The following is a 24,550-nucleotide window of genomic DNA, read 5'->3' on the forward strand; positions in this document are numbered from 1 at the left end:
GGGTGCGCGCCGCGGCGCCGCCACCCCGCGGCGCGCCCGAGAGGTCACCGATGACTGCCCAGACGGTCCGCACCACCCCCCTGCCCCGCCCCGCGCGCCCGGCGCGCACCGCCCGCCACGGCTTCAGCACCCAGCAGGTGCACGCCGGCGCGGACGTCGACCCCACCGGTCACGGCGACCGGGTCGCCCCCGTCCACGTCTCCGCGGGCTTCCGCTTCGAGGACGCCTCCGACGCCGCCGCCCGGTTCTCCGGGGAGGACGACGGCTTCGTCTACTCCCGCATCGCCAACCCGACCACGGCTGCGCTCGAGCGGCGCCTGGCCGCCCTCGAGGGCGGCGTCGAGGCCCTCGTCGTCGGCTCCGGCCAGGCGGCCATCACCACCGCCCTGCTGGGCCTGCTGCAGTCCGGGGACCACCTGCTCGCCTCGGACCACCTCTACGAGGGCTCCCGCGGGCTGTTCGCCGAGAACTTCGCCCGCTTTGGCATCGAGGTGGACTTCGTGCACGACCACGCGGACCCCGGCGCGTGGCGCCGGCTCCTGCGGCCCACCACCCGGGCCCTGTTCGCGGAGTCGCTGTCCAACCCCCGCAACGAGGTCCTCGACGTCGTGGCGGTCGCCGGGGTCGCACACGGCGCGGGAGTCCCGCTGGTGGTGGACAACACCCTCGCCACCCCGTACCTCCTGCGGCCGCTCGAGCACGGGGCGGACGTCGTGGTGCACTCCGCCAGCAAGTTCCTCTCCGGGCACGGGACGGCGCTCGGCGGTGTCGTCGTCGTCGGCAGCGGCTTCGGCTGGGACCGGCTCGACGACGCCGGCGCCCCGCGCTTCCCGCAGCTGGCCGAGCCCAGCGCGATGCTCGGCGGGCGCAGCTGGACCGACCTGCACGGCGAGCGCGCCTACGCCCAGCACGCCCGCCACCACGTGGCGGCCCGGTTCGGGCCGGTCCTCTCGCCGTTCAGCGCCTTCCTGGTCCAGCAGGGCGTGGAGACGCTCTCCCTGCGGATGGCGCAGCACTGCCGCAGCGCGGCCCTCCTGGCGGGGTGGCTGGAGCGCCACCCCGGCGTCGCGCGCGTCGACCACGCCAGCCTGGCGTCGAGCCCCTCCCACCTGCGCGCGCGGCGGTACCTGCCGCGCGGCTCGGGATCGGTGCTGGCGGTGACGCTGCGCGGCGGTGCGCCCGCCGCCCGCCGCTTCATCGAGGCGCTGCAGCTCTTCAGCCACATGACCCACCTGGGGGACGTGCGCTCCCTCGTGGTGCACCCGGCCTCCACCACGCACGCCCACCGCACCGAGGCCGAGCGCGAGCGCGCCGGCGTGCACCCCGGCACCGTGCGGCTCTCGGTGGGCATCGAGGACGTCGAGGACCTCCAGGCTGACCTGCGCCGGGCGCTGGTGGCCGCCGAGCTGGCCACCGCCCACGGCGACAGCCTCGAGGGCTCGCTCGAGGGGGGCGCCGCGTGAGCCGCCTGCAGCACGTCGGGTACTTCTTCTCCCGGGGCTTCGGCCCCCAGGGCTGGGGGCGCCCCGACTGGGCGTGGGGCTGGGACTGGCGCCGGCCCGACCTCTACCAGCAGGCCGTGCGCGAGCTGGAGCAGGCCGGGGTCGACCTCGTGGTGGCCGAGGACGCGGTCTCCCTGGGGAACCCCGAGACCCTCGACCTGCGCGTGCGCAGCGCCTACGGCGGACCCAAGCACGACCCGCTGCTGCTGGCGCCGTACCTGTTCGCCGCCACCTCCCGGATCGGCCTGGTGCCCACCGTGAACGCCGGGATCACCCCGCCCTACCTCGCCGCGCGGCAGGCCGCCACGCTGCAGCACCTCTCCGGCGGGAGGTTCGGGCTCAACGTGGTCACCGACACCGGCAGCGCCCGGCACGTCGGCGGAGCCCCGCCGCTCGACCACGACGCCGCCTACGACCGCGCCGACGAGTGGACGGGACTCGTCAGGGACCTGTGGCGGTCCTGGGAGGACGGCGCGCTCGCTGACGACGGGCGCTACGCCGACGGCAGCCGCATCCGCGCGCGCCGCCACGAGGGCCGGTACTTCGACGTCACCGGACCCCTCAACGCCGCCCCGTTCGACGACGGCCGTGCGGGGGAGCCGCTCGTGGTCTCCCCCGGCGGTTCTCCGCGGGGCCTGGCCTTCGCCGGGGCCCACTCCGACGTGCAGCTGGCCTACGCGCCGCTGGACGTCGCGAGCATCCGCTCCTACCGCGCCCGCGTCCACCAGGCGGCGCGCGAGGCCGGCCGCCGCCCCGAGGACGTGCGGGTGCTGTTCTGGGTGAAGGCCGAGGTGGTGGCCTCGCGGGAGGAGGCCGAGCGGGTGGTGGCAGCGTCCCTCGACCCCAGCGACACCGACCTGCTGGCCGTGGCGGGCCACTGGTCCAGCGACCTGGAGACCGACCTCACCGCGCACGACCTCGACGCGCCGCTGCCCCCCGACGCCTTCGGGCAGCACGTCTCCCGCGGCACCCTCAAGGGCTTCTTCGCGGGGGTCGGCGACCCCGGCGCCACACCGCTGCGGGAGGTGCTGCTGCGGCGGTCCCGCAAGGGGCTCGTGGCGAAGCGGGAGGGCCTGGTCGGGACCGCAGAAGAGGTGGCCGACCTCGTGGAGGAGCTGGGGGAGGAGGCCGACAACGACGGCGTGCTCCTGTCCGGCGACCTCCACCCGGTGACGCTGCACCGCCTGCTCGACGAGCTGGTGCCCGCGCTGCGACGGCGCGGGGTGCTGCGCCGGGAGCTCGGCGACGGCGGCCTGCGGGCCAACCTCTTCGACTTCTAGCCCTCCCGCTCCGCCAGGAAGCGGGCGCGCCCCTCCACACCCGTGTCGGGCGCGTCGGTGAACACTCCGTCGACGCCGGCGCGCAGGAAGTCGACCACCTCGGCCTCGGCGTCCCCGTGGTCGGAGGGCAGGTCGCCCCGGTCCAGCTCGGCGGGGAGGAACTCGTCCTCGGGGCGGAAGGTGTACGGCACCACCGCGAGGCCGGCGGCGTGGGCGTCGGCCACCAGCGAGGTCGGCTCGCCGAGGGTGCCGTCGGCGGCCAGCGGGACCACCTGCGCCTTGTCCGGCCCCAGCACGTCGGCGTAGCGGGCCACCAGGGCCAGGCCCGCCGGGCTCGTCAGGTCCGCGTAGGTGCGGGGGTCCCCGGCCGCCACGAGGTCCGCCGGGGCTCCCTCGGGCGTCGTCAGCTGCACCAGCTGCGTGCCCACCTGCCCCGCGAGCTCCTCGAGGTTCCCCACCTCGAAGGACTGGACCGCCGCCGGGGCGTCCTCGCGGTCGAGCCCGTGGGCCCGCAGCGCCTGGACCACCCGCTCCTCCTGCGACAGGCCGAGCTCGTCGAAGTAGGTGCCGTGCTTGATCTCGGGGATGACGCCCACCTCGCGGCCCAGCTCCGCCGAGAGCCGCTCGCGCAGCTGGAGCACCTCCTCGAAGGTCGGGACCTCGTAGGCGCCGTCGTAGGGGGTGTTGCGCTGGCGCAGCTCCGGCAGCCGCTCCACGGCCCGCAGCGTCTTCAGCTCGGCCAGCGTGAAGTCCTCCGTGAACCAGCCGGTATGCGCCACCCCGTCGATCGTCTTGGTGGCGCGCCGGTCGGCGAACTCGGGGTGGTCGGCCACGTCGGTGGTGCCGGAGATCTCCGGCTCGTGCCGGTCCACCAGCACCCCGTCCTTCGTGCTGACCAGGTCCGGCTCGATGAAGTCGGCGCCCATCCGCGCAGCGAGCTCGTAGGCGGCCAGCGTGTGCTCGGGGCGGTAGGCGCTGGCGCCGCGGTGCCCGAGCACCAGCGGCCGGTCCGTGCCCGGCTCCAGGCGCAGGGACCCTCCCCCGGTTCCGTGCGAAGGGTCCGCGGCGACCGCGGCGGGAGCGGTGCCGCCGGCGAGTGCTGCGGAGACCAGGACGACGACGGCGGTGCGCGCGCGGCTCATGCCCGGGCGGTTCCCGCTGGCGGTGACCCGCCGGGGACGGCGCGGTGAGCCCGCGGGCAACGGAGGTGGAACAGCGGAGGAACGGCGCTCGGCGCGGCGCGGGCTCAGGTCGGGCTGTCCGCGAGCCGATGCACCGGGGGGGGCGGGCCGCCGCCCGCGGACGCGTCCCTGCTGGAGGTCGGAGTGCTTAGCGTTCTCGTGGTGGAGGACGACGACGTCTCGCGCGAGCTCATCGCGTCGCGCCTGCAGCGCGCCGGCCACGAGGTGCGCGCCGTCGGCTCCGCGCCCGCGGCTCGGACCCAGCTGCGCGAGGTGCTGCCCGACGTCCTCGTGAGCGACATGTTCATGCCCGGCGGCAGTGGCTTGGGCCTGGTGGCCGACCTGCGCGGCGCCACCGAGACCGCGGGGCTGCCGGTGGTGTTCCTCTCGGGGCGCGCCCTGCCCGCCGACGTGGAGGCCGGTGTCTCGCTCGGCTGCACGTACCTGCGCAAGCCGTTCGCGGTGAAGGCGCTCCTGGAGGCCGTGGGGGAGGCCGCCGACGCCCCCAGCCGCGTGGTCGAGGCCGCCGTGCGCGCCCGCATGGCCGAGCTGGGCGACCTCGACGACGCTGGCGAGCGGCGCCTGTTCCGCAGGCTGCTCACCTCCTTCGCGGACCAGGCGCCCTCCTCGCTGGGCCAGGTCGCCGCCGCCGTCCGCCGCCAGGACGCCGCCGACGTCGAGGCGCTGGCGCACCGGCTGGCCGGCAGCGCCGCCAACCTGGGCGCCACCCGCCTGGCGGGCCTCCTGCGCGCGGTCGAGGCCGACGCCGGCGGCGGGCGGCCGGTCGAGGCGTCCGACCTGCGCCCGCTGCGCCTGGAGCTGGCCGTCGTGTGCCGCGCCGTCACCGCCGTCGCCCGTGAGCTCGCCGACGCCTGAGCACTGCGGGTGACCCCGGGCGCCGCTGGTCCTGGCTCCTCGTCCCCGCCGTCGACCAGGTGCTGCTGGTGCGGGGGCTGCTCAGCCCCGCCGCGCACACGGCCCGGCGCAGGGGGTGTGCGGTGCGCCCCGGCGGTGCGCCACGATCGTGCCGTGACCCCCGACCGACCCCGCGAGGCCGGCGACGGCGTGACCGCCGTCGCCGAGGACTACCTCAAGACCATCTGGTCGGCGCAGGAGTGGGACGACGCGCCCGTCACCACCACGGCCCTCGCCGCGCGCCTGGGGCTGGCGGCCTCCACGGTGTCCGAGCAGGTCAAGCGGCTCGTCGACGCCGGGCTGGTGGTGCCCGCGCCGTACCGCCCGGTGGAGCTGACCGACGCCGGCCGCGCCCGGGCGCTGCGCGTGGTGCGCCGCCACCGGCTGCTCGAGACCTACCTGGTGGAGCACCTCGGGTACGGCTGGGACCAGGTGCACGAGGAGGCCGAGGTGCTGGAGCACGTGGTCTCCGAGCTGTTCCTGGAGCGCATCGACGGCCTCCTCGGCAGGCCCCTGCGCGACCCCCACGGCGACCCCATCCCCGCTGCGGACGGGACCTACGAGCGCCCCGCGGCGGTGCTGCTGGCCGACTGCCCGCACGGCGCGCGGGCGCGCGTGGCGCGCATCTCCGACACCGACCCCGAGGTGCTGCGCTGGCTCGCGGAGCGCGGGGTGGTCCTCGACGCCGAGCTGGTGGTCGTGGCCGGGGGAGAGGACCCCGCCGCCGACGTCGTGGTGGAGCGCCCCGGCGGTGAGCGGCTGCGCCTGCCCGGCGCTGCCGCGGCCGCGCTGCGCGTGGTGAGCACAGCCTCCGGCGCCCCCGCGTGAGCGGGCTGCAGCGGGCCGCCGCCCTGGAGGGTCTGGTGCCGGGTGGGCGCTTCGACGCCTGGGAGCCCCACCCGGACGGAGCGGCCGCGGTGTTCCTGGACGTCGACGGCACCACGCTCGACACCGAGCCGTACGCCTCCGGCGCCGTGGTGGAGGCCGCGGCGCGGGCCACGGCCGCCGGTGCGGCCGTCGGCTTCGCCACCGGACGCCTCCCGCGCGGGCTGGACGTGGTGCGCGGCCAGCTGGCCAGCGCCGCGCACGCCCGGCAGGAGGGCGCGGTCGACGTGGCCCACAACGGGGCGGTGGTGCTCCGCGACGGGCAGGTGGTGGCCCGCTGGCCGCTGCCGCGGGAGGCGGCGCACGCGCTCGTGCGCTGGTGCGTGCGCGAGGGCGTCTACGCCGAGCTCTACAGCGGCGCGGCGATGTTCGTCACCGACCGCCGCCCGGAGGCCCACGTGGGCTGGGCGGAGGTCAGCGGAGAGCCCGACGGGGACGCCGCGGACCTCCTGAGCGGCTCCGGGGCCCACCTGGAGGTGGACAAGGCGACCGTCGACGTCTTCGAGGTGCACCGCACCGCCGAGGTCACCGCGGTGCTGGAGGGGCTCGGGCTGCACGTGGAGGACTCCACCGCGCCCTTCCTGCCGGGCGTCCCGGTGCTGAACGCCACCGCCCCGGGCGTGACCAAGGGCTCCGCTCTGCGGTGGTGGGCGCGCAGCAGCGGCACCCCGCTGCAGCGCGTCGTGGCCGTGGGGGACGGCCAGAACGACCTGTCCCTGCTCGGTGCGGTGGGCACGGGGGTGGCCATGGGCCAGGCCGAGCCGGCCGTCCGCGCCGCGGCGCACCTGGTCAGCGGCCCGGTCGAGCGCGACGGCGCCGCCACGGTGCTCTCCCTGGTCGCCGAAGGGCGGCTCTAGGTGGCGGCCGGTGCGCCGGCGGGGGACACCGGCGCGGCGGAGTCGGGGACGCGGGGGGCCGCCATCACCTACCGTGGGGCCCTCAGCCGACAGGACCCCGCGAGGCAGGCAGAGCATCAGATGGGCGACGACCGCGGCGCCGTGAGGGCGTGGGAGCAGGACGCGCACGTCGTCTCCCCCTCCTACCCCGCGCAGCTGGAGTCCGTCCGCCTGGCCCGCCGCTTCGTCATCGCGGTGGTCGAGGACGTGGGCCTGGGGGGCTGCGCCGACGACGCCGGCCTCCTGGTCTCCGAGCTGGCCGCCAACGCCGTGCTCCACGCGCGCAGCGGCTTCTCCGTGCACCTTCGCCCCACCCTCGAGGGCGGGGTCCGCGTGGAGGTGGAGGACGCCTCGCCCCTGCCGCCCGTGCACACGCCCCACTCGGCGAGCGCGATGAGCGGCCGCGGCCTGGACCTGGTGGCCTGCACCGCCGTGCGCTGGGGCAGCCACCCCCACGGCAGCGGAAAGGCCGTGTGGTTCGAGGTGGAGGCCGCCGCCGCCGCGGCAGCGCCCGACCTCGACACCGCGCAGCTCCTGGCCCTGTGGAGCGACGACGACAGCGGGCCGCTCATGCCCGTCGGCCACCCCTCCGCTCCCGTGCGCGGCGTCACGGCGAAGCCGCCGGCGGCCCTGTCCGGTCCCTCGGCACCGTCCGGGGCGCACCCCCCGACCGCCGGGATCATCACCTCCTCGATGGTCGCGGTGGAGGTGACGCAGGCGGTGGACCTGCACGCCCTCCCCGTCGACGCCGTCCTCGCCGCCGAGGAGGCCATGGACGACCTCCTGCGGGAGCTGCAGCTGGTGCTGCTGGCCACGCCCGCCGCGGGCATCGGCGCGCCGCGCGCCGGCGGCCAGGCCGCCCTGGAGCACCACCGGCCGCAGCACGAGCGCGAGCTGCAGGTGGCCGCCCGCCTGGACGCCGCCGCCCGCGGCTTCGAGGCCGGCCGGCGCCAGCTGCGCGAGCAGGTGGCCGCGGCGGCCCGGCGCGGTGAGCGCCAGGTGACGGTGCGCCTGGCGCTGCCGGCCTCCGCGAGCCGCGCCGCCGCCGACTACCGCGACGCCGTGGAGGAGGCCTCCCAGCTGGGGGGCACCGGCCAGCTGCTGGCCGCCGTGGACAGCCGGGGCCGCCACGCCGACCTGCGGCGCGCCTACCTCGACGAGGTCGTCCGCCAGCTGACCGGCTCCTGACGCGCGGCTCCAGCGCGGGCCGCCGCGTGCCGATGATCAGTTCGTGGACAGCGAGGGTGGCGCGGCGGCGGAGCAGGCCGAGCGCGACAGGCTCGCGGCGCTCGACGTCCTCGGCCTCCTCGACGCCCCGCCCGACGACGAGCTGCAGGCCGTGGTGCGCGTGGCCGCCGCCGTGGCCGGAGTCCCCTTCGGCACGCTCAACCTCATCGACGCCGACCGGCAGTGCCAGCTCACGACCACCGGCTTCGAGGGCGGGGACTCCCCGCGCGAGAAGTCGATGTGCGCACTGCACTTCCGCGACGGCGCCGTGGTGCACGTCCCCGACGCCAGCCTGGACCCGCGGTACTGGCGCAGCGCCTGGGTGGACGGCCGGCTCGGCGTCGTGCGCCTGTACGCCTCCGTGCCGCTGGTCACCGCCGAGGGGCACGCGCTCGGCAGCCTGTGCGTCTTCGACACGAGCCCCGGCGAGCTGGCGCCGGACCAGCTGGCGCGGCTGGCCGACCTGGGCAGCGTGCTGCTGGCGCTGTTCGAGCGGCGCCGGCGCGCGCGCGTGGCCGCGGAGCTGGCCGCCCAGCTGGAGGAGCGCACCGAGCTCGCAGAGGCGGTGCTCAGCACCATCGACGTGGCCGTGGTGGCGGCCGGCCCGGACGGGCGGCTCACGCTGTTCAACCGGGCCGCCCGCGAGTGGCACGGCGAGGACGCCGACCCCAGCGCCGACCCCTCCGAGCACGCCGGACGGTACGACCTCTTCGAGGGCGACGGCACCACGCCCATGGTGCGGGAGCGCGTGCCGCTGCACCGGGCGCTGGCGGAGGGCGCCGTGACGGGCGAGGAGATGGTCATCGCCGCGGACGGCCGGCCTCCGCGCGACGTCGTGGCCAGCGGCCGGTCCATGTCCCGGGCCGACGGCACGCCGCTGGGCGCCGTGGTCACCATGACGGACGTGACCGAGGTGCGGGCCCGCACCCGCGCCCTGGAGGACCTCCACGCCGAGCTGGCGGAGCGCAGCCGGGAGCTCGAGCGCTCCAACAGCGACCTCGCGCGCTTCGCCGCCGTCGCCAGCCACGACCTGCGCTCGCCCATGACCGTCGTGGACGGCTACCTGGAGCTGCTCGAGGAGGAGCTCCAGGACGGTCCCGAGCTGGCGCTGGGGTGGGTGGTGACCGCGCGCCGCAGCGCCCGCCGCATGCTGCACCTGACGTCATCGCTCCTCGACGACGCCGCGCTGGACGCCGCGGTCCGCGAGCGCGCGCTCACCGACGTGGAGGAGCTGGCGCGCGAGGCGGTCAGCGACCTCGTCGCCGGCACCGGCGCGGACGTGAGGGTCGAGCCGCTGCCGCACGTGGCCTGCGACGCGGTGGCGGTGCGCCAGCTGCTCCAGAACCTCGTGGGCAACGCCCTGCACCACGGCTCCGCGCGCGCCGACGGCGGCGCGCCGCGCGTCCTGGTGGCCGCAGAGCACACCGGTGGGCAGTGGGTCTTCTCCGTGGCCGACGACGGGCCGGGAGTGCCCGCGCAGGACCGGGAGCGCGTCTTCGAGCCGTTCACCGCGCTGGGCGCGGGCGGCGGCCGCGGTCACGGCCTGGGGCTGGCCACCTGCCGCCGCGTGGTGGACCGGCACGGGGGCCGCATCTGGATGGACGAGACCCCCGGGGGCGGGGCCACCGTGCGCTTCACCCTGGAGGCGTCCTCATCCTCCTGACGCCGCTGCCGCGGCGCTCCTCAGCCGAGCCAGGTGCTGGGCTCGGTGCACGGGGCCTCACGCTCCGGGGCGACGGCCTCCGCTCGAGCTGCCGGAGCCGCCGGAGCCGCACCGCGCAGGTCGACGACCTCCCCGCGCAGGTCGACGTCGGGGACCAGGTGCAGTCCGCGCCGGTCGACGGGCCTGCGGGGGTGGGGCAGGTCGCCTGCCCCCAGGACCGTCGCGCCCTCGGCCAGCCTCGGGTCCCCGGCGTGCCAGTGGTCCTCCGGGAGCTCGGTGCGCACGGCGAGGTCGGGCAGCGGACCCGGGGACGTCTCCAGCACGGGCAGGAGCGCTGGGTCGAGCAGGGCGCCCTGCCCGGGGCGGCGCGAGCGGGAGCGGAGCCTGTCGATGAAGGACGGCGTGGACACAGCGCACCTGGCTCTCTGCGGTCGGGGACGGGGAGGTGCTGCGGCGGTGCTCGCGGGACGGGTCGTGACCCACCTGGCGCGACGGGTGTGACGTGTGGTGTTGCTGTGATCCAAGGTATGACTGGGGTAGGTGGTTCTTGTGGTGACACGCCGCAGCGCCGTCCGGCCAGTCGCGGGCTAGCGTCCAGCGGGTGAGCTCTCCTCTGCCGGTCGCCTCCCCGTCCCAGCAGGGCGTGGACGCCCGCGGCGTCCTCGCGCTCCTCGACGCGCTGCAGGAGCACCCCCACGTCGACCCGCACAGCCTCGTGGTGGTCCGCCACGGGCACGTCGTCGCCCGGGGCTGGTGGGCGCCCTACGCCCCTGACCAGCCGCACCTGCTCTACTCGCTCAGCAAGAGCTTCACCGCCACCGCGCTGGGCCTGGCCGTGGCCGACGGCACGCTGTCCCTCGACGCCCGCCTCGTGGACGCGCTGCCCGAGCTGGCCGCCTCGGCGACCAGCGACCGAGCGCGGTCGCTGACCCTCCGCCACCTCGTGGGCATGGGCAGCGGGCACCTCGCCGAGACGTGGGACCGGGCGCAGGCCGCCGATCCCGACGAGCCGCTGCGCGGCTTCCTCGGCATCGAGCCCGAGCGCGAGCCCGGCACGGTCTTCGCCTACAACCAGCCGTGCACCTACGCCGTCGGCGCCGCCGTCCAGCGCGCCCGCGGCGAGACCCTGCTCGGGCAGCTGGGGCCCCGGCTGTTCGAGCCGCTCGGTGTCGCCGGGACCGAGCGCTTCGGGTGGCAGCAGCACCCCCGGGGCCGCGACCTGGGGTTCACCGGTCTGCACGCCACCACGGACGCGGTGGCGGCGCTCGGCGTGCTGCTCCTGCAGCGCGGCCGGTGGGGCGAGCGTCAGCTGCTGCCCACCGCGTGGGTGGACGAGGCCTCCCGCGCCCACCTGCCCACCCCGCACGAGCCCGAGGTCGACTGGCAGCAGGGCTACGGCTTCCAGCTGTGGCGCCAGCGCCACGGGTTCCGCGGGGACGGCGCCTACGGCCAGTTCATGCTCGTGCTGCCCGAGCACGACGCCGTCGTCGCGATCACGAGCGACACCCCGGACATGCAGGCGGTGCTCGACGCCGTGTGGACCCACCTGCTGCCCGCTCTCGGGGACGACGGGAGCGGTGGCGCGGACGCCGACGAGGAGCTCGCCCAGCGGCTCGCCGGGCTGGCGCTGCCGCCGGCCGCGGGCGCTCCCGAGCCGTCGGACGGGCCGACCTGGGACGGGCTGCTGCTGACGCCCTCGGAGGTCCTCCGGCCGGGCGACGCCGCGCTCGAGGACGTGCGCGTCGAGCGCCGCGACGGCGCCTGGTGGCTGCGGGTGCAGGAGTCCGCCGCCCCCGAGGGCGGCCAGGCCGTGGCCACGGGCCAGCAGGTCGGCGCCGGCTGGCGGTTCGAGGTGCCCGTCGTGCCGGGGGAGCACCGCCTGGTGGAGGCTCCCGTGCCGGACGAGCTCGGTGGTGGTGCCGTGCCCCTCGCGGTCAGCGGGGGCTGGGTGCGGGCGGTGGGCGGCTCGGAGTCGCTGCGGGTGGAGGTCCGCTTCCTGCAGACCCCGCACCGGCTCGTCGTCACCGGGGAGTCCGCGTCGGCGAGCGTGCGGGCGCGCTGGGTCACCCCGCCCCTGCGCGCCGGCTCGCTCGCGGAGCTGCGCAGCCCCGCCCTCGCCCGTCAGGTGTAGAGGGTGAACTCCGGGTGGGTGCCGTTGAGGAAGTGGTCGCCCACCTCGCGGGCCTTGTACTGCACCGGGTCGTGCAGCGTGTGCGTGCGCACGTTGCGCCAGAACCGGTCCAGGCCCACGCGGTTGCTCGTGGCGCGGGCGCCGGTCACCTCGAACACCGCCGACGTCGCCTCCACGGCGAGGTCGGAGGAGACCACCTTCAGCGCCGCGACCAGCTCCGCGAGCTCCCCGCGCTCCTGCCAGGTCAGCGCGTCACCCGCCGCGTCGGCGGCGACCAGCGCCTCCCCGGCCTGGTCGGCCAGGGCCTCGGCGGCCCGCAGCCGCGCCACCAGCCGGCCGTAGGTGGCCAGCACGTACGGGTCCTGCGCGGCGCTGGGGGAGTCCGACAGCAGCCACGCCCTCGACGTCGTCCTGGTGTACTCCGCCGCGGTCTGCAGGGCTCCGCGGACCACGCCGACGTAGAAGTTCCCGAAGACCGCCTGGATGGCTGGGGTGACCAGCGAGGCGCGGGGGGTGGCCGCGTCGCCGTCGAGGAACCCGAGCACGTTCTCCGCGGGCACCTCGACGTCGTCGAAGGTGACGCTGCCGGACGCCGAGAGGCGCTGGCCGAGGTTGTCCCAGTCACCGCCGGGTCGCACCCCGGCCGCGCTGCGCTCGACGACGACGAGCACGTGGCGCCCGGACTCGCTGTCCTGGCCGGAGACCACCGACACGTCGCCGCTGCTCACGCCGGTGGCGAAGCTCTTGCGGCCGCTGAGGCGGTAGGCGCCCCCGTCCGTGGGGGTGAGGGTGAGGTCGGGATCGACCGGGTTCACCGCGTCGCCCCAGAGCCACTGGCCCGCCCCGGCGCGCTGCTGCCAGCGCTCGCGGCCCGCGGCGTCCGCCACCCACTCCAGGTTGGCCTGGTTGACGTAGTGGTACCCGAGCAGCTGCGCGATCGAGCCGTCGGCCACGGCCACCTCGCGGACGGCGCGCAGCGCGTCGGCCCAGGTGCCACCGCCCCCGCCCACCTCGACGGGCAGCAGCAGGCCCGGCAGGCGGTGCTCGCGCAGCAGCTGCGCCTCGGCGAGCGGCTCGGCGCCCTCCCGGTCGCGCTCGAGGGCGTCGACGGCGAGCTTGGCGGCGGCGTCGCGGGCGGCGGTGGTCCAGTCGGTGGTGTGCTCGGAGCTCATCGGGCGACCTCCTCGGTGACGGGGGTGGGGGTCTCGGCGGCGGCGCGGGCCGCGGCCTTCGCCTGCAGGACGCGGCGGTGGGCGGCCGCGGGGTGGTCCTCGGCGATGCGGCGCCTGCCGACGCCGTAGACCGCCTCGCGCAGCGTGGTGCCCTCCGGCAGCGCGTCCCGCTCGTCCTGGGTGGGGACCAGCCCGCGGCGGCGGAGCTCGGGGACGAGGTGCTCGACGACGTCCTCGAACGTGCCGGGCGTCGTGGCGTAGGCGAGGTTGAACCCGTCGACGTCGGCCTCGCGCACCCAGCGCTCCAGCTCGTCGGCGACGGTCTGCGGACCGCCCACGACGACGACGCCCATGCCGCCGATGCCCACCCACGCGGCGATGTCGCGCGGGGTCCACTGCCGGTCGGGGTCGGCGGTGGAGAAGGCCGCCACCGCCGAGCGCACGGCCTGCGTCTCGGCGTACTCCAGCGGCTCGTCCGGCGGGTAGGTGGACAGGTCCAGACCGCTCCACCCGGCGTACAGGGTCAGCGCGCCGTCGTAGGAGACGTAGCTCTTGAGCTCCTCGTACTTCGCCCAGGCCTCCTCGTCGGTGGCGGCCGTCACCACGGTGAGCAGCGAGAACACCTTGATGCTGCGCGGGTCGCGCCCGGCCTTCGCGGCCTCGGCGCGCAGCGCGTCGACCTGGGGCCGCATCACCTCGGGGCGGCTGGCGGTGTTGAAGACGGCCTCGGCGTGCCGGGCGGCGAACCGCACGCCCCGCGGGGAGGCGCCGGCCTGGAAGACGAACGGCGTGCGCTGCGGGCTCGGCTCGGTCAGGGCGATGCCGGGCACGTCGTAGTAACGGCCGTGGTGCTCGACCGGGTGCACCCGCGCCGGGTCGGTGTAGACGCCGCGGGCGGCGTCGCGCACCACGGCGTCGTCCTCCCAGGAGCCCTCCCACAGCTGGTAGGTGACGTCGAGGAACTCCTCGGCCAGCTCGTAGCGCTGGTCGTGCTCGACCTGGGTGTCCAGCCCCAGGTTCTTCGCGGCGCTCTCCAGGTAGGAGGTGACGACGTTCCACCCCACCCGGCCCTTCGTGTAGTGGTCGAGGGTGGCGAAGTCGCGGGCGAGCGCGTAGGGCTTCTCGTACGTCAGCGACACCGTGAGCGCGAAGCCGAGCCGCTCGGTGACCGCGCCCATCGCCGAGACGGCGAGCAGCGGGTCGCCCACGGGCACCTGCGTGCCCTCGGTGAGCGCCGTCTCCGGGCCGCCCCTGTAGACGTCGTAGACGCCGAGCACGTCAGCGATGAACAGGACGTCGAAGCCGCCGCGGTCGAGCAGCCTCGCGAGGTCGGTCCAGTAGGACAGGTCGTTGTAGCGGTGCGACTGGTCTCCCGGCACCCGCCACAGGCCCGGCGACTGGTGCGCCACGCACGTCATGTCGAAGGCGTTGAGGAAGATCCGGTCCTTGGGGCGGGGCTCGGGACTGCTCACTTGAGGGCTCCTTGCGACAGGCCGCCGACCAGCCAGCGCTGGGCGACGACGGCGAGCACGTACACGGGGACGACGCCCACCAGCGCGGCGGCGGCCTGCTGGCCGAACTGCACGGTGCGGTCGCCCTGGAAGAGCGACAGGCCCACGGTCAGCGGCTGGCTGGCGGTGGTCTGCGCGAACGAGACGGCGAAGAGGAACTCCCCGTAGGCCAGGAAGGTGCAGACCAGCAGCGCCGCGACCAGGCCCGGGGCGATGAGCGGCAGCACGATGCGGCGCAGGCCGCCGGCAACGGAGAGCCCGTCGAGCCAGGCGGCCTCCTCCAGCTCCACCGGCACCCGGCGCACGAAGGAGTCGAGCAGCCACACCGCCACCGGGGCGTTGGCCAGGCCGTTGACCAGCGCCAGGCCGACCACGCTGTTGGTGAGGCCGACCTCCTTGAGGAGGAAGAACAGCGGCAGGACGGCCACGACGGGCGGCGCGCAGTACCCCGCGAGCAGCGCAGCGCCCAGGCGTGCGCCCCGCTTGCCGGCGCGGGCGGTGACGTAGGCGCCCGGCACGGCGACGACCGCCGTGACCAGCGCGGACCCGAGCGCCACCAGCCAGGAGTTGGCGAGCATGTGCGCGAGCGGGATGGTGCGGAAGGCCGCGCTCCAGTTGCCCCAGGCGAGCTGGTCGAGGCCGCCGGGCAGCCAGGAGCCGGTGAGGACGTCGTCGGTGGACCGCACCGACAGCGACACGAGGAAGGCCACCGGCGCCAGGGCGACGACGGCGACGAGCACCAGCGCCAGGCGGACGCCCACCTGGGCCAGCGGCGACCTGCGGTGGGGCCCTCGGGGCTTCGCGCGGCGCAGCTGCTCGAGCTCGGCGCTCGTCGTCGTCCTCTCACGCACTCGCACACCCGAGTGCTCGTTCGAGGCGTGCTCATCCAGCACTGGAGTGCGCGAGTGCGCTTTGGAGGGGCTCTGATCGCGCACTGGGGTGGCCGAGTGCGGGAGGGGGGTCACGCCTCGGCCCTCGCGGCGCGGGCGCGCAGCGCCGAGACGCCCGCGGTGACGACGCCCACGAGCAGGCCCAGCACGAGCGTCATGGCGGCGGCGGTGCCGACGTCGTAGTCGCCGCGCAGACCGGTGCGGAACACCTCGAAGCTGGCCACCACCGTCGACAGGCCCGGTCCGCCGGAGGTGACCACGGCGACGAGGTCGAAGACCTTGAACCCCACCACCAGCTCCAGGAACAGCACCGACAGCACGGTCGGCGCGACCACCGGCCACGTCACCGCGGTGAAGGTGCGCAGCGCCCCCGCGCCGTCGAGGGCGGCCGCCTCGAGCAGCTCGTCGGGCACGCCCAGCAGCGCCGCGAAGACGAGCAGCACCACCAGAGGAGTCCACTGCCACACGTGGATGAGCACGAGCGTGCCCAGCGCGGTGCCGGAGGAGCCGAGGGGGTTGACCGGCGCGCCGACGACGGAGCTGACCGTGCTGGTCAGCGCACCGCCGGCGGGGGCCAGCAGCAGCTTCCAGGCGACGCCCACCATGACCGGCGGCGTGACGAGCGGCAGGAGCAGCAGCGTGCCCAGCACCCCGAACCCGCCACCGCGGGCGCGCAGCAGCAGCGCCACCACCGTGCCGATGGCCGTCGCGAGCACGGCGGCGCTCACCGCGAACACCAGCGTGCGCACCAGGGAGCCGGCGAACGCCTCGGTCTGCAGCGCCGAGGTGAGGTTGGCGAAGCCGGTCCACTCCTGCAGGGGGCGGGCCAGCGTCGTCCTCGTGAAGCTCGCGGCGACCACGAACACCGTGGGGTAGACCAGCAGGACGGCGATGGCCACGAGCGGCGGCAGCGACAGCCAGCGCGGGACGCGGCGCACGGTCGCCGCCACCCCCGTGGCCGAGGGCGTGCTCATGCGCTCTTCTCCCAGGCCTCCTGCGCCTTGCTCAGCGAGGTGTTGACGTCCTGCGAGCCCGACAGCGCCAGGGCCAGCTGGTCGACCAGGTCCTGCATGCGCTTGGGTGACTGCGCGTCGGTGGGCCACGGCAGAGGGTTCCCGCGCAGGCCGGTGGCGATGACCTCCGTGGCCGGTGCGCTGGCCTTCGCGTAGTCGGGGGAGTCGAGCACGCTGGTGCGGTTCGGGTCGATGCCCGAGCCTCCGTAGCTGGCCAGCAGCAGGTTGCGCGTGCTGTCGGTGGCCCACGCCACGAACGCCGCCGCGGCCTCCTGCTCCTCGCTCGCCGTGGAGACGCCCAGGCCGAACCCGGCGTTCAGCGCGGTGCGGGGGGTGGTGTTGGAGCCGCCCACCGGCAGCGGCACCACGCCCCACCCGTTGACGATCTTGGAGTTGGCCGGGTCGTTGGCGCGCAGTCCGAGGTCGGTCCAGGTGTCGATCATCGCCGCGGTGCCCTGGAGGAAGGCGCTGTTGGACTCGTCGAAGCCCACCTGCAGCGGCGTCGGGAGGGCGTAGGGCTGCACGTCGATGAGGTGCTGCAGGGAGGCCTTGGCGGCGTCCGAGGTCAGCGTGGGGTTGCCGTCGGCGTCGACGAGCGTGCCGCCGTAGCCGGCGAGGCGGTTGATGAAGGAGCAGCCCAGGATCATCGGGACCTGCTGGCCGAGCACCGCGGCGCCGTAGACCTTCCCGCCGCCGGCCTCGGTGATGGCCTTGGCCACCGCGTCGTACTCGTCCCACGTCGTCGGAGGCTGCTGGCCGTACTGCTCCAGCAGCGCGACGTTGTAGTAGAGGACGTGCGTGTCGCCGTCGAAGGGGAGCCCGTAGCGCTTGTCGTCGATCTTCGTGTAGACGTCGTAGATGGACGGCAGGAAGTCGTCCGCCTGGATGCTGGAGTCGCCGCCGATGTAGTCGGTGAGGTCCACCAGCGCGCCTGCGTCGACGAGGGCACCGAGGCCGAAGTAGAAGTAGTCGAAGACGTCGAACTCCCCGGCGCCCCCCTGCACGTCGAGGATCTGCTTGCTCGTCAGCTGGTCGTAGGGGATGGCCGTGACCTCAAGCTTCCCGCCGAACTGCTTGGCGAACTCCGGCGCGAGCAGGTCGCGGAAGGCCACGACGTGGGGCTGGTTGACCATGAGCTTGAGGGTCTTGCCCTGCAGCGCGGTGGTCGGGTCGCCGGTGGCCGCGGCGAGCGCCTCGCCGCCGCCGCCGGACCCGCAGGCCGCGAGCGACCCGGCGACGGCAGCACCGCCGCCGAGCAGCACGCCGGCCCGCAGCAGCTGGCGGCGCGAGAGCGCGGCGCTCTGGGCGAGGGCGGAGGGGGAGGAGGTGCGGCGGAGCAGGGACACGGGCTTCTCCAGGCGTGGCTGTGCCGGCGCGGGGCGCGGGCGGTCTCGTGGGCAGGGGTGATCGGCCGGCGCCCGTCGTCGGGCGTGCGGCAGGACCCGGCGGGTGCGGTGCCGGGGTGGGGCGCGGAGGAGCGCTGGCGGGGGCGCGGCGGCAGCAGCGCCGACGGCTCAGCGCAGGGGCATGCAGGACGACACGGAGACCTCCATCGGTCCCGGCGGTAGCACCTGCCCTCGAGGGGGTGGTTGCTGTGGCGTCAGCGAGCCGGGTCTCTCAGCCACTCTGGATGGTGTGGCGGGAGAATAGCGCACCTCAGAGGCGCGAGGTGGTCGCGTCGTCCTTCCGGCCGCCGTACCAGCGCTCCAGCACCCGCGCGAACACGGGCTCCTGCGGTGCTGCGGCGGCGAACAGGGTGGCGCTGGAGCGGACCTTCACCGCGTCCACGCTGCCGAGCACCCGGACCGGGTCGGTCTCCTCCAGGCCCGCGAGCACCTCGAAGCACTGCCGCAGCCGCGGCCCCAGCACCGGGTGCGCGAGGTAGGCGCTGGCCTCGTCCGGGCCGCTGATGCCGTAGTGCTGGCTGGTGGGGCTCAGGCCGAGGCCGCGCAGCTGCGGCAGCACGAACCAGATCCAGTGGCCGCGCTTGCGCCCGGCGCGCAGCTCCGCCAGCGCCGCCTCGTAGGTGCCGCCCGCCTGGGCGTCGAGGAAGCGCTGCAGGTCGTGCGGGTCGTCGTGCGGGTCGGGGGCCACGTCCTCCCCTTCCCCGCCGGGCCACCGGCCATGCGGTCCGGCGTCCGGCGGGGAAGGAGGCCGTGTCAGCGCTTGGTGGCCGCCGACACCTGGTCGCCGGACGCGGTGCGCTCGGAGGCGGCCTTCTTGTCGGCCTTGTCGGCGCGCTTCTGCTTGATGCTCCTGCCGGAGCCCTTGGAGCTGCTGCTGTGGGACGACTTGTCGGTCACGGTGCCTCCCGGCGCAGGAAGCGGAGCCGCTCAGGCGCCGCGCCGCGCACCGTCCACGCTACGCGCCGCACCGGCTCTCGCCGACCACGATCACCGGCGCAGCTGGGCGAAGGCGTCCCCGAGGGCGGTGAGCACCAGCTGCACCGACTCCCGCTCGGCCGCCGTGGCGCGCACCAGCGCCACCACGCGGCGCTCGGCGCCCGCAGCCGAGCCGGCCGAGCCGGGAGCGGCCGGCAGCGGCGCGGTGTCGCACCGCGTGGGGCGCAGCGCCAGCATGAGCGGCGTCGCCAGCGTCAGCCCAGCCCCGGACTCCGCCAGGGCGAGGGACACCGCCGTGTCGGTCACGGTGTGCCGGACCGACGGCGCGACCCCGGCGCGCGCGCAGGCGGTGCGCGCGGCCCTGCCGAAGGCGGTGTCGAGCGGAGGCAGCACCCAGTCGGCCTCTCGCAGCGCCTCCCGCAGCTCCTCGGCGCCGCCCGGGAGCGACCCCACCCGCCCGACCACGACGTACTGCTCGCTCAGCAGCGGGACCGCGGTGACCCCCGCCACCGGTGGCGACGGCGAGTCGGGGTGGTCCAGCCCGAGGGACACGTCGAGCGGGGAGCGCCCCGGGCCCGGCACCACGGCGTCCAGGGCCCGCTCGACGTCCACCTCCACCGCGCGCACGTCCACCCACGGCGCCCGCTCCCGCAGCAGCGCGGTGGTGGGCCCGAAGGCAGCGCTCGCCGCCGACCCGAAGACCCCGAGCGTGACGACGGCGCGGCGGTCGGCGCGCGGCGCGGCCAGGGCGGAGCGGGCGCGCTCCTCCGCCGCGAGCACCTCGCGGGCGCCGGCGAGCAGCAGCTGGCCGTCGTCGGTGAGCTCGACGCGCCGGCCCGCGCGGACGAGCAGCGGCCGGCCGGCGGCGGCCGCGAGCGCGGCCATCTGCTGGGACACCGCCCCGGGGGTGTAGCCGAGCTCGGCCGCCGCCGCGGCCATGGTGCCGCCGTCCGCGAGGGCGGCGAGCGTGCGCAGCTGTTCCAGCGTCCAACCCATCAGTGCTCCTGACGATGACCAGCAGAGACCATCGATGGTGCCTGATGACTCGTCGGGTCCACAGTGGCGTCGTGGAGGAGCACCCCGGCAGCGCAGCGCTGCCCGCGTCGGCGCAGGTGGTCGTCATCGGCGGTGGCGCCGTCGGCCTGGCCACCGCCGACGAGCTGGCGCGCTCCGGTGCCGACGTCGTGGTGCTCGAGCGGGACCTGCTCGGCTCCGGCTCCTCGGCGAAGCCCTTCGGCGGCGTGCGCGCCACCTTCTCCGACCCCGGCAACATCGCCCTGGGGCTGCGGGGGCTGGAGAAGTACGCGCAGCTCCACGAGCGGACCCCGGGGGGCATCGGGCTGCAGCGCGTCGGGTACCTGTTCTGCGCCCGCACCGAGGGCGAGGCGCTCGCCCTCGAGGTGAGCACCGGGCTGCAGCGGTCGATGGGCGCGGTCGCCGACGTGGTGAGCCCCGCCCGCGCGGCGGAGCTGAACCCCCTCCTCGACCCGTCCGTGCTGGTCAGCGCCTCGTTCTCCCCGCAGGACGGCTACGCGCAGCCCGCGCGGGCCGTCGCGGCCTGGGCCGCCAGCGCCCGCGCGCACGGCGCGCGCGTGCTGGAGGGCGTGGAGGTGCTGGACGTGGTGACGGCACCCCTCGACGACCCGCACGTGACCGGCGTGGTGACGTCCGCGGGGACCGTCCGCTGCGAGCACGTCGTGGTGGCCGCGGGCGCGTGGTCGGCGAGCGTCGGGAGGATGGCCGGCGCGGACCTGCCCGTGGAGCCCGTCCGACGGCAGATCGCCTTCGCCGCCGCACCCGCCGGGCTCCGTCCCGCCACCGGCCAGCTGCCCTTCACGCTGGACCTGTCCACCACCTTCTACGTGCACGGCTCCCCGGACGGGCTCCTGCTGGGCATCTCCGACCCGGCGCAGGTCCCCGGCTTCCGCCGCGACTACGACGACTCCTGGGTGCCCGCCTTCGAGGCCGCGGCCGCCGTCGTGGCTCCCTCGCTCGTCGGCCTGCCGCTGCACGGCGGGTGGGCCGGCCTGTACGAGAACACCCCCGACCACAACGCCCTCATCGGCCGCTCCCGGGAGGTGGGCGGCCTGGTGGTGGCCACCGGGTTCTCCGGCCACGGCTTCCTGCAGGCACCGGCCGTGGGCGAGGTGGTGCGCGACCTCGTGCTGGGGCGGGAGCCCGAGCTGGACGTCTCCGGCTTCCCCCCGGAGCGCTTCGCACCCACCTCGGCGGCACCGCTGCTGCGGGAGGTGCACATCATCTGATGGGTCGGAGGGCGACGATGACGACGATGACGACGACGCTGGTGGCGCACGCCGAGCTGCGCGCCCGCTTCGCGGTGGCGCTGGCCGAGATGTACGGCGCCGAGGTGCCGGCGTACACGACGCTGGTGGAGGTCAGCCGCGCGGTGAACGCCGGTGTCGCCGCGGCCCGGGGTGCCGACGCCGAGCGCCTCGGGTCGCTGGAGCGGGTCACGGCGGAGCGCCACGGCGCCATCCGCGTGGGCTCGGCTCGCGAGCTGGAGCAGGTGGGACGGGTGTTCGCGGCCTTCGGCATGCACCCGGTGGGCTTCTACGACCTGCGCGACGCCTCGGCGTCGTCTGTGCCCGTGGTCTCGACGGCCTTCCGGCCGGTCGACCCGGCGGAGCTCGCCGCAAACCCCTTCCGGGTCTTCACCTCGGTGCTCGCGGTGGACGACGCCCGCTTCTTCGACGCGCCGACGCGCGAGCGCCTGGAGCGCTTCGTCGAGGAGCGGCACCTGTTCTCCGACGAGCTGCTGGCGCTCGCGGACCGCGCCGCGGCCGAGGGCGGCCTGCCCGCGGCCGAGGCCGACGAGCTGCTGCGCCTGGCGACCGACGCGTTCCGCCTGTCGACCGAGCCCGTCGACCGCGCCTGGTACAGCCACCTGGAGCGGATCTCCGCGGTGGCGGCCGACATCGGCGGCGTGCCCGCCACGCACATCAACCACCTGACGCCGCGGGTGCTCGACATCGACGACCTCTACCGGCGCATGTCCGAGCGCGGCATCACGATGATCGACGAGGTGCAGGGCCCGCCCGCGTGGGAGGGCCCCGACGTGCTGCTGCGCCAGACCTCCTTCCGCGCGCTGGCCGAGGAGCGGACCTTCCGCGAGGCCGACGGCTCGGTCGTCACCGGCTCGCTGCGGGTGCGCTTCGGCGAGGTGGAGCAGCGCGGGATCGCGCTGACCGCCGCCGGGCGCGACCTGTACGACCGGCTGGTCGCCGAGGTCGACGCCCGCCGCGCCGGTGGTGACCCGCGCACGCGTGTGGAGGTGGCCCGCGACGTCTGGCGCGAGCACCTGCCGCGCACCGAGGCCGACCTCGTCCTCGCCGGGCTCGCCTGCGGGGAGGTCCGGCTCGTCGAGGGCGCCGCGCTGCCCGACCGCGAGGCCGACGGCTCGCTCTCGCTGCGCGCGCTCGTGGACGCCGGCGCCGTCGTCGTCGACCCGGTGGTCTACGAGGACTTCCTGCCGCGCAGCGCGGCGGGCATCTTCCAGTCCAACCTCACCGACGCCGGCACCAAGGACGCCGGGGCGGTCGGCGCCGACTACGGCGCCGACCGGCTCTCCGCGATCCTCGGCAAGACCGTGCAGGACCCCATCGCGCTGGCCACCGACCAGATGCAGCGCTCGCTGGACGCCCTGTCCGCCCAGCTGAAGACCCCCGTCACGCACTGACCCCGATCCAGAGGACGCACCTGACATGACCGCACTGACCGGGACCATCCCCGCCGCCGGCACCCTCGCCGCGGACGTCTCCGCCGCGCTCGACGCCCTCGGGGTGGACCGCGCGCTGCTCAACGGCGCCCACGAGTGCCGCTCGCCCATCACCGGCGAGGTGCTGGCCCGCACGCCCGAGCACACCGCCGCCGACGTCGACGCCGCCGTGGCCACCGCCGCCGCGGCGTTCCCGGCCTGGCGCGACGTGCCGGCCCCCGTCCGCGGCCAGCTCGTCAAGCGCTGGGGCGAGCTGCTCACCGAGCACAAGGAGCACCTGGCCACGCTCGTGCAGGCCGAGGTCGGCAAGATCCGCTCCGAGGCACTGGGCGAGGTCCAGGAGATGATCGACATCTGCGACCTGGCCGTCGGCCAGAGCCGCCAGCTGTTCGGCAAGACCCTGCCGTCGGAGCGCCCGGGCCACCGCCTCGCCGAGACGTGGCACCCGCTCGGCGTGGTCGGCGTCATCAGCGCCTTCAACTTCCCGGTGGCCGTCTACGCCTGGAACACCGCCCTCGCGCTGGTCTGCGGCGACACCGTGGTGTGGAAGCCGGCTGAGACCGCCCACCTGTGCGCCCTGGGCACCGACGCCCTCCTCGCGAAGGCGGTGCGCGAGGTCGGCGCGCCCGCCGGGCTGCACGGCGTGGTGCTCGCCGACCGCGTGGCGGGCCAGGCCCTCGTCGACGACGAGCGGGTCGCCCTGGTCTCCGCCACCGGCTCGGTGCGCATGGGCCGCGAGGTGGCCCCGCGCGTGGCCGCCCGCTTCGGGCGCGTGCTGCTGGAGCTGGGCGGCAACAACGCCGCCGTCGTCGCCCCGAGCGCGGACCTCGACCTGGCGCTGCGCGGCATCGTCTTCGCCGCGGCCGGCACCGCCGGCCAGCGGTGCACCACGCTGCGCCGCCTCGTGGTGCACCGCTCGGTCGCCGACGACCTGGTCAAGCGCATCGCCGCCACCTACGAGGGCCTGCCGATCGGCAGCCCCACCGCCGAGGGCGTGCTCGTGGGCCCGCTGGTCTCGAGGGCCGCCTTCGAGGCGCAGCAGGCCGCCCTGGAGCAGGCCGTCGCGCAGGGCGGCGAGGTGGTGGCCGGGGGTGAGCGCGTGCTCGCCGACGAGGCCCCCGACGCCTACTACGTGCAGCCCGCCGTGGTCCGCATGCCCGCGCAGAGCGCCGTGGTGCAGGAGGAGACCTTCGCGCCCGTCGTCTACGTGCTCACCTACGACACCTTCGACGAGGCGATCGCCCTCAACAACGGGGTGCGCCAGGGCCTGAGCAGCGCCGTCTTCACCCGCGACCTGGAGGAGGCCGAGCGCTTCCTGTCGGCCGGCGGCTCGGACTGCGGGATCGCCAACGTCAACATCGGGACCTCCGGCGCTGAGATCGGTGGCGCCTTCGGCGGGGAGAAGGAGACCGGCGGCGGGCGCGAGTCCGGCACCGACTCCTGGCAGGCGTACATGCGCCGCGCCACCAACACCGTCAACGCCTCCGGCCAGCTGCCCCTCGCGCAGGGCGTCGAGTTCGTCTGACGGCTGGGCTGACCAGGGGTGTCAGCAGAACTGGCCCTCCCAGGTGGTGTGCACAGGGCCGGAAGGCTGTCACACTGGTAGGTGGTGGCGTCGGCGCTGAGCCGCGCGACCGGATACGTACGCGAAGATGACGGAGACTGTGGGATGCCCCAGGGCGTAGTGAAGTGGTTCAACGCGGAGAAGGGTTTCGGCTTCATCGAGCCGGACGACGGCGGGCCTGACCTGTTCGTGCACTTCTCGGCCATCGCGAGCAGCGGGTACCGCTCGCTCGACGAGGGGCAGCCGGTGGAGTACTCCGAGGGTCGCGGCCAGCGCGGCCCCCAGGCCGAGGACGTGACGCCCGTGGGCTCCGCCCCGGCCGCTCCTCGCGGTGGCGGTCGTGACAGCGGCTTCGGCGGCGGTCGCGGCGGCGGTCGTGACAGCGGTGGCTACGGCGGCGGCGGTGGCTACGGCCGCCAGGCCGCCCCGGCTCCCCAGCGCGGCGGCGGTGCCGCTGGCGAGGGCACCGTGAAGTGGTTCAACGCGGAGAAGGGCTTCGGCTTCATCGAGCCCTCCGACGGCGGCCCGGACGTGTTCGTCCACTTCTCGGCCATCGCCGACAACGGCGGCTACCGAGAGCTGGCCGAGGGCCAGCCGGTGGAGTTCGAGTCCAGCCCGGGCCAGCGCGGCCCGCAGGCCGAC

Annotated in this window: 21 protein-coding genes, 2 pseudogenes and 1 riboswitch; of the genes and pseudogenes, 13 read left to right on the plus strand and 10 right to left on the minus strand. The window is 75.8% G+C overall.

Annotated features, from left to right (window positions below; genetic code table 11):
* The first annotated feature begins 50 nt into the window (after nucleotides 1–50).
* Nucleotides 51–1,463 (plus strand): O-acetylhomoserine aminocarboxypropyltransferase/cysteine synthase family protein, encoded by a 1,413-nt coding sequence (locus FHN55_RS14160; RefSeq protein WP_139712980.1) that lies wholly within the window; start codon nucleotides 51–53, stop codon nucleotides 1,461–1,463.
* Nucleotides 1,460–2,782, plus strand: coding sequence for an LLM class flavin-dependent oxidoreductase (locus tag FHN55_RS14165; RefSeq protein ID WP_139712981.1), 1,323 nt, complete (start codon nucleotides 1,460–1,462; stop codon nucleotides 2,780–2,782). The genes FHN55_RS14160 and FHN55_RS14165 overlap by 4 nt, the downstream gene beginning before the upstream one ends.
* Here the strand turns inward: FHN55_RS14165 and FHN55_RS14170 are convergent.
* Nucleotides 2,779–3,924, minus strand: a complete 1,146-nt coding sequence (locus FHN55_RS14170; RefSeq protein WP_139712982.1) for a glycerophosphodiester phosphodiesterase — start codon at nucleotides 3,922–3,924, stop codon at nucleotides 2,779–2,781. The genes FHN55_RS14165 and FHN55_RS14170 overlap by 4 nt on opposite strands.
* Before the next feature lie 183 nt (nucleotides 3,925–4,107).
* Between FHN55_RS14170 and FHN55_RS14175 the strand changes: the two genes are divergently transcribed.
* From FHN55_RS14175 to FHN55_RS14195, 5 genes are all read left to right on the plus strand, one after another.
* On the plus strand, nucleotides 4,108–4,839 hold the full coding sequence (locus FHN55_RS14175; RefSeq protein ID WP_139712983.1) for a response regulator: 732 nt from the start codon (nucleotides 4,108–4,110) through the stop codon (nucleotides 4,837–4,839).
* Nucleotides 4,840–4,992: 153 nt separating this feature from the next.
* Nucleotides 4,993–5,706, plus strand: a complete 714-nt coding sequence (locus FHN55_RS14180; RefSeq protein ID WP_139712984.1) for a metal-dependent transcriptional regulator — start codon at nucleotides 4,993–4,995, stop codon at nucleotides 5,704–5,706.
* Nucleotides 5,703–6,620 (plus strand): HAD family hydrolase, encoded by a 918-nt coding sequence (locus FHN55_RS14185; RefSeq protein WP_139712985.1) that lies wholly within the window; start codon nucleotides 5,703–5,705, stop codon nucleotides 6,618–6,620. The genes FHN55_RS14180 and FHN55_RS14185 overlap by 4 nt, the downstream gene beginning before the upstream one ends.
* A 120-nt stretch (nucleotides 6,621–6,740) precedes the next feature.
* Nucleotides 6,741–7,847 carry an ATP-binding protein gene (locus tag FHN55_RS14190; protein WP_139712986.1) on the plus strand — a complete coding sequence of 369 codons (1,107 nt, stop codon included), beginning with the start codon at nucleotides 6,741–6,743 and terminating at the stop codon, nucleotides 7,845–7,847.
* Between the two features lie 43 nt (nucleotides 7,848–7,890).
* Nucleotides 7,891–9,549 (plus strand): ATP-binding protein, encoded by a 1,659-nt coding sequence (locus FHN55_RS14195; protein ID WP_139712987.1) that lies wholly within the window; start codon nucleotides 7,891–7,893, stop codon nucleotides 9,547–9,549.
* A gap of 20 nt (nucleotides 9,550–9,569) precedes the next feature.
* Here the strand turns inward: FHN55_RS14195 and FHN55_RS14200 are convergent, their stop codons facing one another.
* Nucleotides 9,570–9,959, minus strand: coding sequence for a hypothetical protein (locus tag FHN55_RS14200; protein WP_139712988.1), 390 nt, complete (start codon nucleotides 9,957–9,959; stop codon nucleotides 9,570–9,572).
* A 191-nt stretch (nucleotides 9,960–10,150) separates the two neighbouring features.
* Here FHN55_RS14200 and FHN55_RS14205 point away from each other — a divergent pair, with 191 nt between their 5' ends.
* On the plus strand, nucleotides 10,151–11,680 hold the full coding sequence (locus tag FHN55_RS14205; RefSeq protein WP_257570998.1) for a serine hydrolase: 1,530 nt from the start codon (nucleotides 10,151–10,153) through the stop codon (nucleotides 11,678–11,680).
* Here the strand turns inward: FHN55_RS14205 and FHN55_RS14210 are convergent.
* From FHN55_RS14210 to FHN55_RS14240, 8 genes are all read right to left on the minus strand, one after another.
* Entirely contained in the window at nucleotides 11,671–12,852 is a 1,182-nt protein-coding gene (locus tag FHN55_RS14210; RefSeq protein WP_139712989.1) for an acyl-CoA dehydrogenase family protein, read from the minus strand. The genes FHN55_RS14205 and FHN55_RS14210 overlap by 10 nt on opposite strands.
* Entirely contained in the window at nucleotides 12,849–14,324 is a 1,476-nt protein-coding gene (locus FHN55_RS14215) for an LLM class flavin-dependent oxidoreductase (protein ID WP_257570999.1), read from the minus strand. The genes FHN55_RS14210 and FHN55_RS14215 overlap by 4 nt, the downstream gene beginning before the upstream one ends.
* Nucleotides 14,321–15,214 carry a carbohydrate ABC transporter permease gene (locus FHN55_RS14220; RefSeq protein WP_257571000.1) on the minus strand — a complete coding sequence of 298 codons (894 nt, stop codon included), beginning with the start codon at nucleotides 15,212–15,214 and terminating at the stop codon, nucleotides 14,321–14,323. The genes FHN55_RS14215 and FHN55_RS14220 overlap by 4 nt, the downstream gene beginning before the upstream one ends.
* 110 nt (nucleotides 15,215–15,324) lie before the next feature.
* Complete coding sequence (locus FHN55_RS14225) at nucleotides 15,325–16,227, minus strand: carbohydrate ABC transporter permease (protein ID WP_139712990.1); 903 nt, start codon at nucleotides 16,225–16,227, stop codon at nucleotides 15,325–15,327.
* Nucleotides 16,224–17,612, minus strand: a complete 1,389-nt coding sequence (locus tag FHN55_RS14230; protein ID WP_139712991.1) for an ABC transporter substrate-binding protein — start codon at nucleotides 17,610–17,612, stop codon at nucleotides 16,224–16,226. Before FHN55_RS14230 ends, FHN55_RS14225 begins: the two co-directional genes overlap by 4 nt.
* 200 nt (nucleotides 17,613–17,812) lie before the next feature.
* Nucleotides 17,813–17,903: riboswitch (SAM riboswitch) on the minus strand.
* A gap of 19 nt (nucleotides 17,904–17,922) precedes the next feature.
* Entirely contained in the window at nucleotides 17,923–18,360 is a 438-nt protein-coding gene (locus FHN55_RS14235) for a DUF1810 domain-containing protein (RefSeq protein WP_139712992.1), read from the minus strand.
* A gap of 65 nt (nucleotides 18,361–18,425) precedes the next feature.
* Nucleotides 18,426–18,569 (minus strand): hypothetical protein, encoded by a 144-nt coding sequence (locus FHN55_RS22785; protein WP_180357843.1) that lies wholly within the window; start codon nucleotides 18,567–18,569, stop codon nucleotides 18,426–18,428.
* A gap of 90 nt (nucleotides 18,570–18,659) precedes the next feature.
* The gene (locus FHN55_RS14240; RefSeq protein WP_139712993.1) at nucleotides 18,660–19,604 is read right to left on the minus strand and encodes a LysR family transcriptional regulator; all 945 of its coding nucleotides are present in this window, start codon (nucleotides 19,602–19,604) and stop codon (nucleotides 18,660–18,662) included.
* 71 nt (nucleotides 19,605–19,675) lie between these two features.
* Here FHN55_RS14240 and FHN55_RS14245 point away from each other — a divergent pair, with 71 nt between their 5' ends.
* The 5 genes and pseudogenes from FHN55_RS14245 to FHN55_RS14265 all read left to right on the plus strand — a co-directional run.
* Nucleotides 19,676–20,872 carry an FAD-binding oxidoreductase gene (locus FHN55_RS14245; protein WP_257571003.1) on the plus strand — a complete coding sequence of 399 codons (1,197 nt, stop codon included), beginning with the start codon at nucleotides 19,676–19,678 and terminating at the stop codon, nucleotides 20,870–20,872.
* A 26-nt stretch (nucleotides 20,873–20,898) separates the two neighbouring features.
* Nucleotides 20,899–22,305 (plus strand): VOC family protein, encoded by a 1,407-nt coding sequence (locus tag FHN55_RS14250; RefSeq protein ID WP_139712994.1) that lies wholly within the window; start codon nucleotides 20,899–20,901, stop codon nucleotides 22,303–22,305.
* Between the two features lie 25 nt (nucleotides 22,306–22,330).
* Nucleotides 22,331–23,869 carry an aldehyde dehydrogenase family protein gene (locus FHN55_RS14255; RefSeq protein ID WP_139712995.1) on the plus strand — a complete coding sequence of 513 codons (1,539 nt, stop codon included), beginning with the start codon at nucleotides 22,331–22,333 and terminating at the stop codon, nucleotides 23,867–23,869.
* Between the two features lie 144 nt (nucleotides 23,870–24,013).
* Nucleotides 24,014–24,211, plus strand: a pseudogene (locus FHN55_RS14260) (cold-shock protein); the annotation flags it as partial.
* Nucleotides 24,212–24,376: 165 nt separating this feature from the next.
* A pseudogene (locus FHN55_RS14265) lies at nucleotides 24,377–24,550 on the plus strand (cold-shock protein); the annotation flags it as partial.

The sequence above is a fragment of the Streptomyces sp. NP160 genome (assembly GCF_006335115.1).
Lineage (GTDB): Bacteria > Actinomycetota > Actinomycetes > Actinomycetales > Quadrisphaeraceae > Quadrisphaera.